Origin of the sequence: Rhizobium sp. EC-SD404 (assembly GCF_902498825.1) — a bacterium.
GTDB lineage: Bacteria > Pseudomonadota > Alphaproteobacteria > Rhizobiales > Rhizobiaceae > Georhizobium.
Genome location: NZ_LR701459.1, coordinates 2,338,926 through 2,354,546, shown reverse-complemented (window position 1 = coordinate 2,354,546; position 15,621 = coordinate 2,338,926). Strand labels below are relative to the sequence as shown.

Annotated in this window: 14 protein-coding genes and 1 tRNA gene; 6 read left to right on the top strand and 9 right to left on the bottom strand. The window is 61.5% G+C overall.

All coding sequences use genetic code 11. The features are described from left to right. Positions 1 to 40 precede the first annotated feature (40 nt). Positions 41 to 808 (bottom strand): competence/damage-inducible protein A, encoded by a 768-nt coding sequence (locus GC125_RS12055; RefSeq protein WP_151985881.1) that lies wholly within the window; start codon positions 806 to 808, stop codon positions 41 to 43. 208 nt (positions 809 to 1,016) lie between these two features. Here GC125_RS12055 and wrbA point away from each other — a divergent pair, with 208 nt between their 5' ends. After that, complete coding sequence (gene wrbA, locus GC125_RS12050) at positions 1,017 to 1,613, top strand: NAD(P)H:quinone oxidoreductase (protein ID WP_151985880.1); 597 nt, start codon at positions 1,017 to 1,019, stop codon at positions 1,611 to 1,613. 68 nt (positions 1,614 to 1,681) lie between these two features. On the opposite strand, the gene GC125_RS12045 is transcribed toward wrbA, so the two are convergent. Then, complete coding sequence (locus GC125_RS12045) at positions 1,682 to 2,818, bottom strand: vWA domain-containing protein (protein ID WP_199864560.1); 1,137 nt, start codon at positions 2,816 to 2,818, stop codon at positions 1,682 to 1,684. Positions 2,819 to 3,011: 193 nt separating this feature from the next. Here GC125_RS12045 and GC125_RS12040 point away from each other — a divergent pair. Together GC125_RS12040 and GC125_RS12035 are read left to right on the top strand one after the other, a co-directional pair. Next, positions 3,012 to 3,096, top strand: a tRNA-Leu gene (locus GC125_RS12040). Positions 3,097 to 3,243: 147 nt separating this feature from the next. Continuing rightward, a complete protein-coding gene (locus GC125_RS12035; protein WP_151985878.1) occupies positions 3,244 to 4,458 on the top strand; it encodes an MFS transporter in 1,215 nt (404 codons plus the stop codon). On the opposite strand, the gene GC125_RS12030 is transcribed toward GC125_RS12035, so the two are convergent. Then, positions 4,398 to 5,426, bottom strand: a complete 1,029-nt coding sequence (locus GC125_RS12030; protein WP_286165490.1) for an alpha/beta hydrolase — start codon at positions 5,424 to 5,426, stop codon at positions 4,398 to 4,400. The genes GC125_RS12035 and GC125_RS12030 overlap by 61 nt on opposite strands. Positions 5,427 to 5,453: 27 nt before the next feature. Beyond that, on the bottom strand, positions 5,454 to 6,443 hold the full coding sequence (moaA, locus tag GC125_RS12025) for a GTP 3',8-cyclase MoaA (protein ID WP_151987846.1): 990 nt from the start codon (positions 6,441 to 6,443) through the stop codon (positions 5,454 to 5,456). A gap of 184 nt (positions 6,444 to 6,627) precedes the next feature. Between moaA and GC125_RS12020 the strand changes: the two genes are divergently transcribed. Beyond that, positions 6,628 to 7,044 carry a gamma-butyrobetaine hydroxylase family protein gene (locus GC125_RS12020; RefSeq protein ID WP_286165489.1) on the top strand — a complete coding sequence of 139 codons (417 nt, stop codon included), beginning with the start codon at positions 6,628 to 6,630 and terminating at the stop codon, positions 7,042 to 7,044. 27 nt (positions 7,045 to 7,071) lie between these two features. Here GC125_RS12020 and GC125_RS12015 read toward each other — a convergent pair whose 3' ends face one another. Both GC125_RS12015 and GC125_RS12010 read right to left on the bottom strand, forming a co-directional pair. Then, positions 7,072 to 8,148 (bottom strand): GGDEF domain-containing protein, encoded by a 1,077-nt coding sequence (locus GC125_RS12015; RefSeq protein ID WP_151985877.1) that lies wholly within the window; start codon positions 8,146 to 8,148, stop codon positions 7,072 to 7,074. Positions 8,149 to 8,282: 134 nt separating this feature from the next. After that, entirely contained in the window at positions 8,283 to 9,890 is a 1,608-nt protein-coding gene (locus tag GC125_RS12010; RefSeq protein WP_151985876.1) for a fumarate hydratase, read from the bottom strand. A gap of 297 nt (positions 9,891 to 10,187) precedes the next feature. Between GC125_RS12010 and GC125_RS12005 the strand changes: the two genes are divergently transcribed. Further along, positions 10,188 to 12,164, top strand: coding sequence for a L,D-transpeptidase family protein (locus GC125_RS12005; protein WP_151985875.1), 1,977 nt, complete (start codon positions 10,188 to 10,190; stop codon positions 12,162 to 12,164). A gap of 73 nt (positions 12,165 to 12,237) precedes the next feature. Here the strand turns inward: GC125_RS12005 and gph are convergent, their stop codons facing one another. From gph to GC125_RS11990, 3 genes are all read right to left on the bottom strand, one after another. Further along, complete coding sequence (gene gph / locus GC125_RS12000; protein WP_151985874.1) at positions 12,238 to 12,927, bottom strand: phosphoglycolate phosphatase; 690 nt, start codon at positions 12,925 to 12,927, stop codon at positions 12,238 to 12,240. 5 nt (positions 12,928 to 12,932) lie between these two features. After that, complete coding sequence (locus tag GC125_RS11995) at positions 12,933 to 14,060, bottom strand: S-(hydroxymethyl)glutathione dehydrogenase/class III alcohol dehydrogenase (RefSeq protein ID WP_151985873.1); 1,128 nt, start codon at positions 14,058 to 14,060, stop codon at positions 12,933 to 12,935. Between the two features lie 106 nt (positions 14,061 to 14,166). Next, entirely contained in the window at positions 14,167 to 14,562 is a 396-nt protein-coding gene (locus tag GC125_RS11990; protein WP_151985872.1) for a helix-turn-helix domain-containing protein, read from the bottom strand. A 71-nt stretch (positions 14,563 to 14,633) separates the two neighbouring features. On the opposite strand from GC125_RS11990, the gene GC125_RS11985 reads away from it, so the two are divergent. Then, positions 14,634 to 15,572, top strand: a complete 939-nt coding sequence (locus GC125_RS11985; protein ID WP_286165488.1) for a DMT family transporter — start codon at positions 14,634 to 14,636, stop codon at positions 15,570 to 15,572. Positions 15,573 to 15,621: the final 49 nt, after the last annotated feature.

Sequence of the window (15,621 nt, the reverse complement as noted above, 5' to 3'; positions counted from 1 at the left end):
CAATAGCGGGAACGCCTGTTTCGCGCAAGCGCGGGGGCGGTCAGTCGTTCGGCGCTATGGCATCGATCATCGCAGCGATGGCATCCTGCGCGGCTTGCGCGGCTTGAAGATCGCGCGAGCGGGCGACGATCTCGGTCGAGAAGCGCTTGCCGTCGTAGCGGGGGTAGGAGCCGATCACCACGTCCGGGTGTGCCTTTTGGATCGCCGCGAGCGGGCCGCCGATATCGCCTTCGCCATAGGGGCAGGCGACCGACAAGGAGTGGATCTTCGCGCCGGTCTTCAATTTGGGCATGACGTTGTCGAGCATCGCCTGGAAGACCGATGGGACGCCGGCCATGACGTGGATGTTGTCGACGATGAAGCCCGGCGCCTTGGAAACGGGGTTTTCGATATGGGTGGCGCCGACGGGCATGCGCGCCATCCGCTGCCGGGCTTCGGTGAAGTCAAGACCGCGGCCGGCATAATGGTCGGCCAGAAGCGCCATTGCCGAAGGATCATGCGTGCATTCGCGACCGACGGCATCGGCAATCGCATCGGCTGTGATGTCGTCATGGGTGGGGCCGATCCCGCCGGAGGTGAAGAGATAGGTATAGCGCTTCGACAAAGCCTGCACGGCCTCGACGATCGCGTCGTGGTCATCGGAGACGATGCGCACTTCCTCAAGGTCGATCCCGGCAGCCGTCATCATGTCCGCGAGATGGCCGATGTTGCGGTCCTTCGTGCGCCCGGACAGGAGTTCGTCGCCGATGGCCAGCATGGCTGCGGTGATCGTGTCCTTATCGGCGGCGTCGTTCGACTTTTCGCTCATGGTCGCCTGTTTACCCTGCTTGTATTCGTGAAGCTGTCTGGACGGATAGCTTGATACGCTTTGGATCGCGCAGCCGATTGAACCTAATTGTGAACAATCCGTTGATGACCTGATGGCTTCCGCTGAACGATCGTTTGACTATCGTGCCGCCGACCATCCGAACCGGCCGTGGCCGGGCTTTTCAATCTCACTACAAGGAGCTGACACAATGGCCAAGGTGCTCGTACTCTATTACTCGACCTGGGGACACATCGAGCAGATGGCGCATGCCGTCGCGGAAGGTGCACGCAAGGGCGGCGCCGAAGTGACCGTGAAGCGCGTGCCGGAACTTGTGCCGGAAGATGTCGCCAAGGCTTCGCACTACAAGCTGGAGCAGGAAGCGCCTATCGCTTCTCCAAACGAGCTTGCTGATTACGACGCGATCATTTTCGGAACGCCCACGCGTTACGGCAACATGGCCTCGCAGATGAAGAACTTCATCGACCAGACCGGTGCGCTCTGGGCTGAAGGCAAGCTCGTCGGCAAGGTTGGCTCGGCCTTCACCTCGTCGGCCACCCAGCATGGCGGCCAGGAAACGACGCTGACCAGCTTCCACTCGGTGCTGTTGCACCACGGCATGGTCATCGTCGGCCTGCCCTACGCGTTCCAGGGCCAGATGGGCGTGGAAGAAGTCAAGGGCGGCTCGCCCTATGGTGCCACGACGATCGCAGCGGGCGACGGTTCACGTCAGCCTTCGGCCATCGAACTCGAGGGTGCCCGCTACCAGGGCGAACACGTCGCCAAGATCGCGGCCAAGCTCGCCTGAGATCAATCTCAGCGTGCAAGACAATGGGGTCGTCCTGAGTAGGGCGGCCCCATTTGCGTCTGGGAAGGTCAGCGAGCGACCCGCACCAAAAGATTGGCAGCTTCGGCGCCGATGCGTTCAAAGGCCGCCATCAGCTGATCGGCACTGGCAGCTTCGAAATAATGATCCGCACTGGAAGCGCAGTCCTTCAGCATGCTTTGGCCACCACGCGTCGCTTCGAACGCCACGGAGTAGATGATGACGTCCGCCTTCTTGGCATCTTCGCAGCGATTGAGGGTGTAGCGCGTATCCGACGAACTGTTGTTTTCGCCGTCGGTCATGAAAAGGATGATCCGAGCCGGCTGCTCCTGACCGTTGCGGTTCTTGTGCTCGATGCGCTCCCGATCGCGCGTAACCGCCTTGTAGGCAGCGTCGAACGCGTCCGAGGAATCGGTGTTACCGCCGGCCCTGATCGTCTGGACGAACTGTGACGTGCTGGCGGTGCCCCAAACCGGAAGGCGCTCAGCCTTCATGCTTTCCGCATATGTGGTGGCGCCCATGCGCACGTAGTTCGTCTCCGGATCGGCGACCGTCAGCTGCTGACTGAGGTTGGCGACGGCGCGTTGGAGCGAGGTGAGGCGGGTCGTTTGGCCCAAGGCATCGCACCATGACTGATTCTGAAGCGAAAATTGGCCAATCCGGCATTCGATCATCGATCCCGACTGGTCGAGTACGAGCATCATCGAGAAGGCACTATGGGTCTCGCTGGAACTCACCGATATGCTTTCGGTTTGGAACGTCAGGCTGTCGCGCTGCATCAGCCACATGGGAAACAGCATTTCGAGCGAGCCTTCGACAGACAGGCGAACCTCCGCCGTTCGTCCGCCGCGGCTTTCATCCAGTTCAGCGACGATCTGCGGATCAAGCGAGGCGAGCTCCGCTGCCTTCACCGAACCGCTCTGGCCTATCTGCGACAAGAAGAAGACTTCGGCGAGCTCGCGGGCGTCGTCTTCGCTGAAATCGCCGAGTGCGAGCTTTGAAGCCGCCGCAAGCGTCGCCGCATCGGCGGCGTTCGCTGCATGGCTGCGGAACGACAGCGCCCGCGTGTAGTCGACAGCCAGCGATGCCACCGCAAGAAGCAGCGGCAGGAACAACGCCAGTTGGATGGCAAATGAGCCATTTCGGTCGCGCATCATGCGCACGACCCGTCTCAGCATCATGCTCATGGACGGGGTACCTTCTATTTCACCCGCCAATTGCATCGGCACATCTTAAGATTGCGTTTTCCAGACCGTGGGCATCTTCATCAACTCGGCACTGTCATCCGAGCGAAACAGGGGAAGAACGCGGCGATCAGCCTGAAATCGCGGTCGGGGACTTTCGTCGCGCAGTCGGCCAAGCTATTGAATCGACCCGCGTGCGGGCGTGGTGGAATGGTAGACACACGGGACTTAAAATCCCGAGACCCTGGGTCGTGCGGGTTCGAGTCCCGCCGCCCGCACCAGGGGGGCCGAAAATCGGTTGATCAACTTTTGGGCAAGTGCCCAAAAGTTGCCATGATGGCGAATTGGTGACACAGACAGTCCGGAGCCGCGAGCACTGGTGAATCGTGGTCGTCGTGCCACCTTCCCTTGCATCGGATGCCTGATCCATGGCCGGACTGATTGCGCTTTCGCTCTCCTACATCCTGTCCCAGTTCTTTCGGTCGTTCCTGGCAGTACTGACACCGACGCTCTCGGCCGATCTCGGGATGACCAACGCACAATTGTCTCTGGCTTCGGGGATCTGGTTCGTCACTTTCGCGCTCATGCAGTTTGCGGTCGGCACATGGCTCGACCGGTATGGCCCGCGACGGACGGCGTCGATGCTTCTGGCCCTTGGCGGCGCGGGTGGCGCGATGATTTTCGCCACGGCCCAGACGCCGGGCATGATCATTCTGGCGATGGCGCTCATCGGAATCGGATGTTCGCCGCTCCTCATGGCGTCTCTGTTCATCTTCGCGCGTCTTTATTCACCGCTGCGCTTCGCCGTCTTCGCCTCCTGGTTCATCGCGTTCGGCAATGCCGGCAATGTACTGGGCGCGGCGCCACTCGCTGCTGCGGTAGAATTCTTCGGCTGGCGAACATCGATGGCTGCGCTCGGAGCGATCAGCCTGATGGTCGCGGTCGCGATCTTCGTGCTTGTGCGCGATCCCGACAAAATCGAAACCGATGGCCAGTCGAGCGGTCTCAGGGGCTATATCGACCTTCTGAAAATTCCGGTGTTGTGGGCGATCATCCCGCTCACCGCCGTCAACTACGCGCCGGCTGCAACGATCCGCGGTTTGTGGGCTGGTCCCTATCTGGATCAGGTCTATGGCGCCGGGTCTCTGCTGATCGGCAATGTGGCGCTTGCCATGGCGATCGCCATGGTCATCGGCAGCTTCGCCTACGGTCCGCTCGACACGCTGCTGCGCACGCGCAAATGGGTCGCGTTCGGCGGAAATGCGGCGAGTTTCTCCATTCTCGTCGCACTAGTCCTCGTGCCCATGCCACCCTTCGCGTTCGCCGCTGCGGCGCTCGTCGCTATCGGACTGTTCGGCACGAGCTATGGCGTGTTGATGGCGCATGCGCGGGCGTTCTTCCCGCCGCATCTGACTGGCCGTGGCGTGACGCTCATGAACTTCTTCTCGATCGGTGGCGCAGGGCTCATCCAGTTTGCGACAGGCCCGGTTTTCGGATCCGCCTATGATGCCGGCGATCCGGCATCGGCCTATTCGACGCTCTTCGGGTTCTATGCGCTGCTGCTCGCCGTCGGACTGTCGATCTACATATTCTCGCGCGATGCAAGGCCCGGCGAGCGGGTCAGTTCCAGCGTCGCCAGATAGTCCACGATCGAGGCCGCAAGCGGCTCGGTAGTCGACGGTGATATGATGTCGCCGGCGACGAGATGATCCTGCGGATCGTCGCTCTCAGTCACCAGCACGGTCTGCGTCGGGGCGCCCCAACGGGCCGAGATCGCAGCCGTCTTGTCCGGACGAACGATGGTATCTCCCTCGGAATAGACGAAGAGCGTGGGGACCTCGATCGATTCGATGGGCGCTTGCGCCGCCAGATCCACCAGCGCGGCCATCGGCAAGAGTGCAGCCGTCGGGTAGGTGGTGGTCCAGTTCGCTTCATGCGCCGCATTTCTGGGCGTGAAGCTGCGCGAGCTCCCGATCAGCAGTTCCGCCAGCGAGCCACCCCATGGCATCGTCAGGATGCCGGAGCCGGATGCGGCGAGACCAAAGTTCGGCGAGATCATCACGGCGGCCGAGACGTCGTCGGATAGGTCCCGCCGGGTCATCGCCCAGGTCACAAGGGTAGCGCCGGTAGATGTGCCCATCAGGACGACTCGGTCGCCCAAACGGCGTCCAATCTCAATGGCTTCCGCGATATCGTTCACCCATTGATTCACCGTGGCCTCTGCCATGGCATCGCCGGTTCGGCCATGGCCGGCCAATCGCGTGAAGAACAGGTTGGCGCCGAGAGACTGGGCCACCAGATCCGGCAGCGGACGCACTTCCGTCGGAGATGCCGAGAAGCCATGGACGTAGACAAGTGAAATCGATGTCTGTTGCTTCGCGATAGGATCGGCCCAAACGATCTGCTTGCTCTGGTTCGGCCGGATGTCGCCGAAGACGGCCTCCGTGCGCTCCAGATAAGCGTCCAGATCCGCGTCGAGCGACGCACCCTCGAAGCTCACGGTGGTGTCGGCATCAGGCCTTGGCCCGAGCGTCCATAGCACGAATAGAACGAAGATTACCGCCGCAAGCAGGAGAAGCAGCCGTCGCATCGCCTTTCCCACTCGCGCCATGATCGCTCCAGAACAGAGATGGTTTCGTTAGCCGCCCGTGACGCTCATATGGCGGGAAACGGCCGGGCGATTGTTGCGCCGGTCGATGATGAAGTCGTGGCCCTTGGGCTTGCGGCCGATCGCTTCGTCGATGGCATCGGAGACGAGGGCATTGCCTTCGGAGGCCCGCAATGCGGCACGAAGGTCTGCGGCATCTTCCTGGCCGAGGCACATGAACAACGTTCCCGTACAGGTCAAGCGTACGCGGTTGCAGCTTTCGCAGAAATTGTGGGTCATCGGCGTAATGAAGCCCAGGCGTCCGCCTGTTTCCGCGATTTCGACGTATCGGGCCGGTCCGCCGGTCTTGTAGGAAATGTCGATCATCGTGAACTGCCGAGCCAAGTCGGCGCGAAGCAGCGAGAGCGGCAGATAGTGGTCGGTCCGGTCCTCGTCGATCTCGCCCATGGGCATCGTTTCGATGACGGTCATGTCCATGCCCTTGGCGTGGCACCAGCGGATCATCTCGGGGATTTCGGCGTCGTTGAAGCCCTTGAGCGCAACGGCGTTGATCTTGACGTGAATGCCTGCGGCCTGGGCCGCTTCGATGCCCTCCAGAACGCGCGAAAGCTCGCCCCAGCGGGTGATCTGGCGAAACTTGTCGGGATCGAGCGTGTCGAGCGACACGTTGATACGGCGCACACCGCATTCAGCGAGTTCTGCCGCAAAGCGCGAGAGCTGCGAGCCGTTGGTGGTGAGGGTCAGTTCCTCAAGGGCGCCGGATTTCAGGTGTCTCGAGAGATCGCGGATGAGATGCATGATATTCTTGCGCACCAGCGGCTCCCCGCCGGTGAGCCGCAGCCTGCGCACACCCTTTTCGATGAACACCGTGCAAAGGCGGTCGAGTTCCTCGAGCGAAAGCAGGTCTTTCTTCGGGAGAAACGTCATGTTCTCCGCCATGCAATAGGTGCAGCGGAAGTCGCAACGATCCGTCACCGAAACGCGGAGATAGGTGATGGAGCGACCGAACGGATCGATCATCGGCGGTTCAGTTACGGTGAGCGGGTGCGTGCCTGCCGTGGAATTTTCGAAGTGGTTCAATGCATTTCTCCCTGCGCCCTATGTTGCGACGATAAGGCGCCGCGTCAAGGCGCGACCAAGGTTCTGCCTATCCGCTCATGGAAACTTGGCTTTAGCCGGCGAAACCCACTAAGGGAAAGCCGATATGGACGAAAGGACGAAGACGATGAGCGCCACCGAGCAAGGCCAGGACGCCCCGCAAGAATTGCGCGTGTCGAAGGATCGGAAGTTGCTGACCGTGCGCTTCGGTGATTCTGAGGCCTATACGCTCGAGGCGGAATTGCTTCGTGTCTGCTCGCCTTCGGCGGAAGTGCAGGGCCATGGTCCCGGACAGGCCATCACGGTCTACGGAAAGCGCGAAGTCGGCATCATGACGATCGATCCGGTCGGTCACTATGCGATCCGGATCACCTTTGACGACATGCACAATTCCGGCATTTTCTCCTGGTCGTTCCTGCGCGAATTGGGGCGCGAGCGGGACACACGATGGGCCGACTATCTGGCCGATCTCGACACCAAGGGGCTATCGCGCGATCCGGTGCGTCCGGTCAGGCGCAATTAGGCAGGCCCGACAGGTTCGAGCCGTGGATCAGGCGGAGATCTTTCGGTACATGGCGCGCGCGTCGGACAGTTCGCCTTCGGCGTCGGGAACGTGCATCGTGACGCGGTTGCGACCGGCGTTCTTCGACGCGTAAAGTGCGGCGTCTGCCTTGCGATAGAGTTCGCTCTCGTTCTCGGCATCCGCAGCCATGCAGACACCCATCGAGAGGGTGACCGGGCCGTAGTCGGTGCCGGTGCGCTGGTTAATGAACGGGGTCTGCTCCACGGTCATGCGGATGCGGTTGGCGATGCTCATCGTCTCGGCCGCCGTCGTGCCGGCGAGGATGAAGGCGAATTCCTCGCCGCCGGTACGGGCGATGAAGACGTCCTTGCGCAGTGCGGCACGGAACAGGCTGCCAATCAGCTTGATGACCTTGTCGCCGACGGGGTGACCGAACGTGTCGTTGATGCGCTTGAACTTGTCGATGTCGGCAATCACGAGGGCGAAATACATCGCCGACTTCTGGTCGCTATAGACCTGCGCCATCATGTCGTCGAAGGCCCGGCGATTGGACAGCTGCGTCATGACGTCCGTGTGGGCCATGCGCTTGTATTCGTCCAACTCGCTACGGACACGGGTGATTTCGCTGGCATGTCCGACCATGCCGTTGATGACCGTGCGCGAGTCGCTGATCGTGCTGTCGGTTGCCGTCGTCAGGATGGTGATGAAGTTGCGGATGATGTCGACACGCAGGGATTCGGGGTCGACCATCTCGGCATTCGCGCGGCCAAGCGTGCGACCGTAATTTTCGAGCTTGGACTGTTCGCGCCGCAGAAGCTGCAGGCATTCCTCGATGTTGCGCGAGATCGTCTCCTGCGCATCGGCGACGATGCCCTGGCCGTGGTGGTGCACGAGGAACTGCCGCCCGAGTGCGTCGAGATCGGCCTGGGTCGGGTTGGTGCCTAGCGCGACGAAGGCGTGGGTCAGCGCGGGGTCCGCACCGGAGAAAGCCTCGTAGACAAGTTCGTAATTGCGAGGCAGACCGGGAATATTGAGCCGGCGCATCGATACGGCGATGCGGCTCGCAATGTCACTGGGCGCGGGACGCTTTGCTGTCTGGTTCATGCCCGTTTCCCAAGTTTAGATGCCGTGTCGATCCCGCAGAATCTAAGTATGAAAGGTTTGAGATTGATTAACACTTTAGCTGCGCAGCATACACTTGTGGGAAAACGTTCCGTCTGACGGGGCACCGAAGCGGATCAGGAGAGGTTGAGCTCCTTGAAGAAGTCGTTGCCCTTGTCGTCGATGACGATGAAGGCAGGGAAGTCCTCGACCTCGATTTTCCACACGGCTTCCATGCCGAGCTCGGCGTACTCCACGACCTCGACGCTGCGTATGCAGTCCTGGGCCAGCCGGGCGGCCGGGCCGCCGATCGAGCCGAGATAGAAGCCGCCATGGCGCTCGCAGGCGTCGCGGACAGCGCGCGAGCGATTGCCCTTGGCCAGCATCACCATGGATCCGCCAAAAGATTGGAACTGGTCGACATAGGCATCCATGCGGCCGGCCGTCGTTGGACCGAACGATCCCGAGGCGTAGCCTTCCGGGGTCTTTGCCGGACCGGCGTAATAGATCGGGTGGTTCTTCATGTAGTCCGGCATGGGTTCGCCGGCTTCCAGGCGCTCGCGGATCTTCGAATGGGCAAGATCGCGTGCGACGATAATCGTGCCATTCAGCGACAGCCGCGTCTTGACGGGATGGGCCGAGAGCTGGGCCAGAATCTCGCTCATCGGCTGATGCAGGTCGATCCTGACCACATCGCCCGACAGGCGCTCCTCGTCGATATCGGGCATGAAGCGTGCCGGATTGGCCTCGAGCGCTTCGATGAAGATGCCGTCCTTCGTGATCTTGCCCTTGGCCTGCCGGTCTGCCGAGCAGGAGACGCCGAGGCCGATCGGAAGGGACGCGCCGTGGCGGGGCAGGCGGATGACGCGCACATCGTGGCAGAAATATTTTCCGCCGAACTGCGCTCCGACCCCGAGGCTTTGCGTCAGCTTATGAATTTCCTGCTCCATTTCGATATCGCGGAAGGCATGTCCGCTTTCCGAGCCCGAGGTGGGGAGTGCGTCGAGATAGCGCGTCGAGGCGAGCTTCACCGTCTTCAGCGTCATTTCGGCCGAGGTGCCGCCGATGACGATCGCGAGGTGGTAGGGCGGGCAGGCGGCCGTGCCGAGCGTCAGGATCTTTTCCTTGAGGAACTCGATCATCCGGTCATGCGTCAAAAGCGCGGGCGTGCCCTGATACAGAAAGGTCTTGTTGGCTGAGCCGCCACCTTTTGCGACGAACAGGAACTCGTAGCCGTCGTCGCCTTCCTCGTAGATATCGATTTGCGCGGGCAGGTTGGTCTTGGTGTTCTTTTCTTCGAACATGCCCAGCGGAGCGAGCTGCGAGTACCGCAGGTTCTTCTTCTCGTAGGCATCGAGAACGCCGCGTGCGATGGCAGAATAATCGCCGCCTTCGGTCCAGACGCGACGGCCCTTCTTGGCCATGACGATCGCCGTGCCCGTGTCCTGACACATCGGCAGAATGCCGCCGGCCGCGATGTTGGCGTTCTTCATGAGATCGTAGGCAACGAAGCGGTCGTTGTCCGTTGCTTCAGGGTCGTCGAGGATCTTGGCCAGCTGTGCCAGATGGCTCGGCCGCAGCAGATGGTTGATGTCGGCGAAGGCTTGCTCCGAGAGGAGCCGCAATCCTTCCGGCTCGACCAGCAAAACTTCCTGGCCCCGGAACGTTTCTATGGAGACGTGCTGGTCGCTGAGCTTGCGATAGGGCGTTTCGTCGGCGCCCAGCGGAAAGAGATCGTCGGCCATGATTCGTCATCCAGAGAAATTGACGGAGGGATGGGCTTAGCAGTGCCCGGAGCCCGTTTAGCCCGCGTCCATACGCAATGCAATCAGTCGCCGGGCCAGCAAATCGTGCACCGCAGACTGTGCAAAACCGTCACTGTCGCCGGAAAAATCAACCTAGCGGCGGCGAACATTAGGCATCGCTGCTACCCGTCATCGTGCACGTTGGTTACCATTTGTTTGCCATGAGGGGCTTAGGGTCCCAAGTTCATGCTGTCCCGTTTCGGGTTGGCAAAAGGACATCGAAAAAACGGAGCTGGTATGCTTTCCAAAAGGACAGGGACCGTCGCGGCGATGGCGTGGCTTCTCGCAGCCGGAACGATTGCGGTGCCTCAAGGCCCTGCGTCCGCTCAGACGTTGCTCGACTTCATCATGGGCGGCCCCGGCGCGGTGCAGCGCAACGCCGAACGTCGCGGTTCGCCGCTTGATGCCGGGCAGGGCGCGCAGCCATCCAGCGTCGATCAATTGCGTGCATGGGAGGCATCCCAGCGCCAGGCCGAGCCCGAGCCCGTCGTGGTCGGCCCCAAATATTACACCTACAAGGCGGACGAACTGGTTCGCATCGATTTTTCGAAGCTCGCCGATCCGGTCGTGACCGGCTCGATCTCCGATAGCGGCGATCAGCACACCGTCGACGCCTTCGCTCAAGCGAGCCGCCACTTGTCCGACATCCAGGTGCGGGCGCTGGCCGAAGTCGGCGAAGCTGTGACTGCGTTTTACGGCGACAATGGCGGCTTCGTCTGGACAGACGAGAATGGCCCGAATGCGCGTGCCGAGGCGGCGCTCTCCGTCTTTGCGAAGGCCGACCGTGTCGGCCTTTCACCGGCCGACTATCTCGTAGAATGGCCGTCCGACGCCCCAAGCAACGCTGCTGCAACTCAAGTCGGTCCAACTCAGGTTGCCACAAATCAGGCCGCCGTACCGAACCCCGACAGGGCACGGCTCCAGTTCGAAATGGACATGGCAGCCGCAGTCGCATCCTACATGCTCGACGCAACGCGTGGGCGGATCGCGCCGAACCGGATTTCGGGCTACCACGATTTCGAGCGGAAAGAGGTCGATCTCGTTGCGGCCCTTACGGTGGCTGCTCGTACCATCGATATCGCCACCTATCTGGAGCGTCGCAGCCCGACACATGCGAAATTCCAGGCCCTACAGGCGGAATATGATCGGCTGATCGCCGAGGATGCCGAGGTCGACCGCGTCGAGATTGCCGAAGGCACACTGGTGCGGCCGGGCAGCAGTAATCCTGAGCTGACAAAGATCATCGCGGCCATCCGGGAGCAGGGTTCTGACGCGTTGAAGACCACGCATTCGCTCTCCTTCGCCGACTACCAGGGCAGCCCCGTCTACGACACCGCGCTCGTCGATCTCGTCAAGGATTTCCAAGAAGAATCCGGCCTGATGGCCGATGGGATCATCGGCCGCAACACGATCGTGAAACTGACCGGCATCAGCAATGCGCGCAAGATCGAGACTGTTCAGCTTTCGATGGAGCGGCTGCGGTGGCTCAATCGCGATCTCGGCGAGCGCCATGTTCTGATCAACGCTCCGGCGTTCAAGGTCAGCTATGTGGAAGACGGCAAGGAAGCGCTGGAGATGCGCGCTGTCGTCGGCACCAAGGCCAACCAGACCTATTTCTTCCAGGATGTCATCCAGACCGTCGAACTCAATCCCTATTGGGGCGTTCCGCGGTCGATCATCGTCAACGAGATGCTGCCGAAGCTGCGCCAGGACCCCGGCTATCTCGATCGCATCGGTTATGAGGTGACGACGCAGGGCGGGACGCAGGTCGCCTCGAGTTCGATCAACTGGTACGGCGTCGGCGCCAACGTGCCCTACAATGTCCGCCAGCCCCCCGGCTCGACCAATGCGCTGGGCGAATTGAAGATCATGTTCCCCAACGAGCATGCAATCTACATGCACGACACACCGGCCAAGGATCTGTTCGGACGCGATACCCGCGCATACAGCCATGGCTGCGTCAGGCTCGAGGATCCCCGCGCCATGGCGGCGGCGGTGCTCGGTACCGACAAGACCGATATCGGCAGCCAAATCGCCGATGGGCGCAACAAGGCGATCAAGGTCGAAGGCGATATCCCAGTCTACATCGCCTATTTCACTGCCTGGCCGAACGCCAAGGGCACGGTGGAATATTTCGACGACGTCTATGAGCGCGACGTCTATCTCGACCGGGCAATGGACGTCACCGATCAGGCGCGCAACGCCGACAGCTGATGCAGTCGAGACCGATACAAAGCAAAACGGCGGCCTTCGGGCCGCCGTTTTCGTATCAGGATTGACGCGACGATCAGGCGGCTCTTGCCGCCCGGATGAGATCGTGGACGAGGGCAGGCGTCAGGGCATCGAAATGCTCGATGACGCGATCCGGCTTCAGTTCGGTGATCGGGACATCCGTGTAACCGAATGGAACCCCGATCGAGGCCACACCGGCGTCGCGGGCAGCGGCGATGTCGTTGATGGAATCGCCGATCATCACCGAAGTGGCGGGATCGCCGCCGGCACGCTCGATCGTGCCGAGGATGTGGCGCGGATCAGGCTTGCGGTGCGGAAGGCTGTCGCCACCGACGATGGCCTTGAAGCGTTCCGACAGCCCCAGCGTCTGCAGGAGCCGCAGAGACATCGTCTCGCTCTTGTTGGTGCAGACCGCCAGCGCAAACCCTTCGGCTTCCAGACGGTCCATGGCCTCCACCAGGCCCGGAAACGGACGGGAGTGCCCTGGCATGTTCGCGGAATAATGCTCGAGAAAGACCGCAAACAGGTGGTCGCCCTGTTCCGGCGTGGTCTCGACCTTCTGCATGGCGAAGGCGCGCGCGATCATGACGCGGGCACCCTGGCCGACGAGGTGGTTCAGGTCCTCGAGCACCACGGGGGCGAGCCCAACAGTGCCGATCGTGTGGTTGAGGCTGTCGACAAGATCCGGACCCGTATCCACGAGCGTCCCGTCGAGATCGAAGATGACGAGCGGAGCGGTCGCCATCGGGATCAATAGACCACGACGGAGCGGATCGATTCGCCCGCATGCATCATCTCGAAGCCCTTGTTGATCTCTTCGAGTTTCAGCGTGTGGGTGATCATCGGATCGATCTCGATCTTGCCTTCCATGTACCAGTCGACGATCTTCGGTACGTCGGTGCGACCGCGCGCGCCACCGAAGGCCGTGCCCTTCCAGGTGCGGCCGGTGACGAGCTGGAAGGGTCGGGTGGAGATTTCCTGGCCGGCACCGGCGACGCCGATGACAATCGATTCGCCCCAGCCGCGATGGGCCGCTTCCAGCGCCTGGCGCATGACTTTGACGTTGCCCGTGCAGTCGAAGGTGTAATCCGCGCCGCCGATCTGGTCCGCGCCGCGCTTCGTCATGTTGACAAGGAAGGGCACGAGATCGTCGCCGACTTCCTTCGGATTGACGAAATGGGTCATGCCGAAGCGCTCGCCCCATTCCTTCTTGTCGTTGTTGAGATCGACGCCGATGATCATGTCGGCGCCCGCCAGTCGCAGGCCCTGGATCACGTTGAGACCTATGCCGCCGAGGCCGAAGACGATCGCGGTGGATCCGATCTCGACCTTGGCCGTGTTGATGACGGCGCCTACACCTGTCGTGACACCGCAGCCGATGTAGCAAATCTTGTCGAAGGGCGCGTCCGGGTTGACCTTGGCGACGGCGATTTCCGGCAGGACCGTGTAGTTCGCGAAGGTCGAGCAGCCCATGTAGTGGTGGATCTTGTCTTTGCCGATGGAGAAGCGCGAGCTGCCATCAGGCATGACGCCCTGGCCCTGGGTGGAGCGGATCGCCGTGCAGAGATTGGTCTTTTGCGACAGGCAGGACGGGCAGGTGCGGCATTCAGGCGTATAAAGCGGGATGACGTGATCGCCCTTCTTCACAGACGTCACGCCCTTGCCGACATCCACGACGATGCCAGCACCTTCATGGCCGAGAATGGCCGGGAACAAACCTTCAGGATCGGCGCCCGACAGGGTGAAATCGTCGGTGTGGCAGAGGCCAGTCGCTTTCACTTCGATGAGGACTTCGCCGTCGCGTGGGCCTTCCAGTTGTACGGTGGTAACTTCAAGCGGCTTGCCCGCCTGAAAGGCGACTGCGGCGCGTACGTCCATGGGGTGATGCTCCTGTCTGAATTGCCGGCGAAAATGTCAGACCGGGGCTTCTGCCTCAAGGGGCCTTTCGAACAATGACCGTCCTGCGCGCTCTTGGCGCAGCAGTTTAGGCATCATCCTGCAAATTGCGGCCAAGAGAGCCGATTTCCCGCTCCAGTGCATCGATCGCTGCGGCTGTGCGCTGATGCTGCTCCTTGAGCTTCGCCAATTGCAGAGTGACGACGCCGAGCGCCGAGTTCAACGATTGGGAGGCGGGTGCCGAGCCGAAGCCGCTGAGGAGCCAGGTTGGGGCGACGCCGAGAATGCCGGCGAGCATGATCAGGCGGTTTGCGCGCGGCTCGGAACGGTCGCCCTCCCAGGCAGAAATCGTTTCGGTCTTGACGCCCAGGCGGCGCGCCAATTGGGGGATGGACATGTCCAGGGCGTCTCGCGCGGTGGATATGCGGCCGCCGAGCGTGTCCGCTTCGGGCTTGTCGTCGAGAATCGTCGCCGGATGCTGCATCGGAGCTCCTCTTCCATATCGCCGGATGTAAAGGCGTTGTTCCCCGGATTGAAAAGCCGTAACGACGTCTCATGAGTGAGACCGCGACTGCCGTTCAGGCTGCGAACAGCAGCCATGCCCAGGGGATGATGATCATGTCGGTCGGCATGCTCATACTGCCGGTCATGGATGGCATAGGCAAGTATCTCGCGACGGAACAGGCGATGTCGCCGGGCCAGGTGTCGTTCTACCGCTTCATCGTGCAGTTGATCCTGACGGTTGCGGCCATTGCATTCATCAGCGGGCGTTCGGGTTTCAAGTCCAACCGATTCTGGCTGAACATCCTGCGCGGCTTCCTGATCGGTGGCGCCAGCCTCTGCTTCTTCGCTGCGGTGAAATACATGCCGATCGCAGATGCGCTCGCGATCTTCTTCGTCGAGCCGTTCATCCTGACCGCCTTGTCGGCGCTGATCCTCGGTGAGAAGGTGGGATGGAGGCGCTGGGCGGCCATCGGTCTCGGCTTCGTCGGCGCACTGATCGTCATCCAGCCAAGCTTCGCACGCTTCGGCTTCATCGCGTTTCTGCCGCTTGGTACCGCGAGCCTCTTTGCCTTCTATATGCTGCTGAATCGATCGCTCGGCGTGCATGACGGGCCGATGGTGATGCAGTATCTGGCAGGCATCGGCGGCACCGTCCTGATCGCGATCGCCATGGGCGTCGGGAGCGTGGCAGGCATTACCGATCTCGCGCCATCCTGGCCGGCCAACACGCTGAGCTTCAGCCTCATTCTTCTGCTCGGAGCCTTGGCGGCCGTTGGGCATGGGCTGGTCGTGCTCGCTTTCCAGAAGGCCCCGGCATCGCTGCTCGCGCCGTTCCAATATCTCGAAATCATCTCGGCCGTGCTTATTGGCTACCTGGTGTTTTCCGATGTGCCGAGTGCGTCGAAATGGGTTGGAATTGCGATCATCGTCGCGTCCGGCCTCTTCATCTTTAGGCGTGAACGTATCGTTGCCGGCGCGCCGCAGGCTTGAACTCGATTTGCCTTGGGCTAAAAGCGCAAAAGGACATTTGCCAGCTTGA

Bases quoted from the DNA above. Each gene is read 5' to 3' on its own strand.
- GC125_RS12055 (WP_151985881.1), bottom strand. From the start codon at position 808: ATGAGCGAAAAGTCGAACGACGCCGCCGATAAGGACACGATCACCGCA.
- wrbA (WP_151985880.1), top strand. From the start codon at position 1,017: ATGGCCAAGGTGCTCGTACTCTATTACTCGACCTGGGGACACATCGAG.
- GC125_RS12045 (WP_199864560.1), bottom strand. From the start codon at position 2,818: ATGAGCATGATGCTGAGACGGGTCGTGCGCATGATGCGCGACCGAAAT.
- GC125_RS12035 (WP_151985878.1), top strand. From the start codon at position 3,244: ATGGCCGGACTGATTGCGCTTTCGCTCTCCTACATCCTGTCCCAGTTC.
- GC125_RS12030 (WP_286165490.1), bottom strand. From the start codon at position 5,426: ATGGCGCGAGTGGGAAAGGCGATGCGACGGCTGCTTCTCCTGCTTGCG.
- moaA (WP_151987846.1), bottom strand. From the start codon at position 6,443: ATGATCGATCCGTTCGGTCGCTCCATCACCTATCTCCGCGTTTCGGTG.
- GC125_RS12020 (WP_286165489.1), top strand. From the start codon at position 6,628: ATGGACGAAAGGACGAAGACGATGAGCGCCACCGAGCAAGGCCAGGAC.
- GC125_RS12015 (WP_151985877.1), bottom strand. From the start codon at position 8,148: ATGAACCAGACAGCAAAGCGTCCCGCGCCCAGTGACATTGCGAGCCGC.
- GC125_RS12010 (WP_151985876.1), bottom strand. From the start codon at position 9,890: ATGGCCGACGATCTCTTTCCGCTGGGCGCCGACGAAACGCCCTATCGC.
- GC125_RS12005 (WP_151985875.1), top strand. From the start codon at position 10,188: ATGCTTTCCAAAAGGACAGGGACCGTCGCGGCGATGGCGTGGCTTCTC.
- gph (WP_151985874.1), bottom strand. From the start codon at position 12,927: ATGGCGACCGCTCCGCTCGTCATCTTCGATCTCGACGGGACGCTCGTG.
- GC125_RS11995 (WP_151985873.1), bottom strand. From the start codon at position 14,060: ATGGACGTACGCGCCGCAGTCGCCTTTCAGGCGGGCAAGCCGCTTGAA.
- GC125_RS11990 (WP_151985872.1), bottom strand. From the start codon at position 14,562: ATGCAGCATCCGGCGACGATTCTCGACGACAAGCCCGAAGCGGACACG.
- GC125_RS11985 (WP_286165488.1), top strand. From the start codon at position 14,634: ATGAGTGAGACCGCGACTGCCGTTCAGGCTGCGAACAGCAGCCATGCC.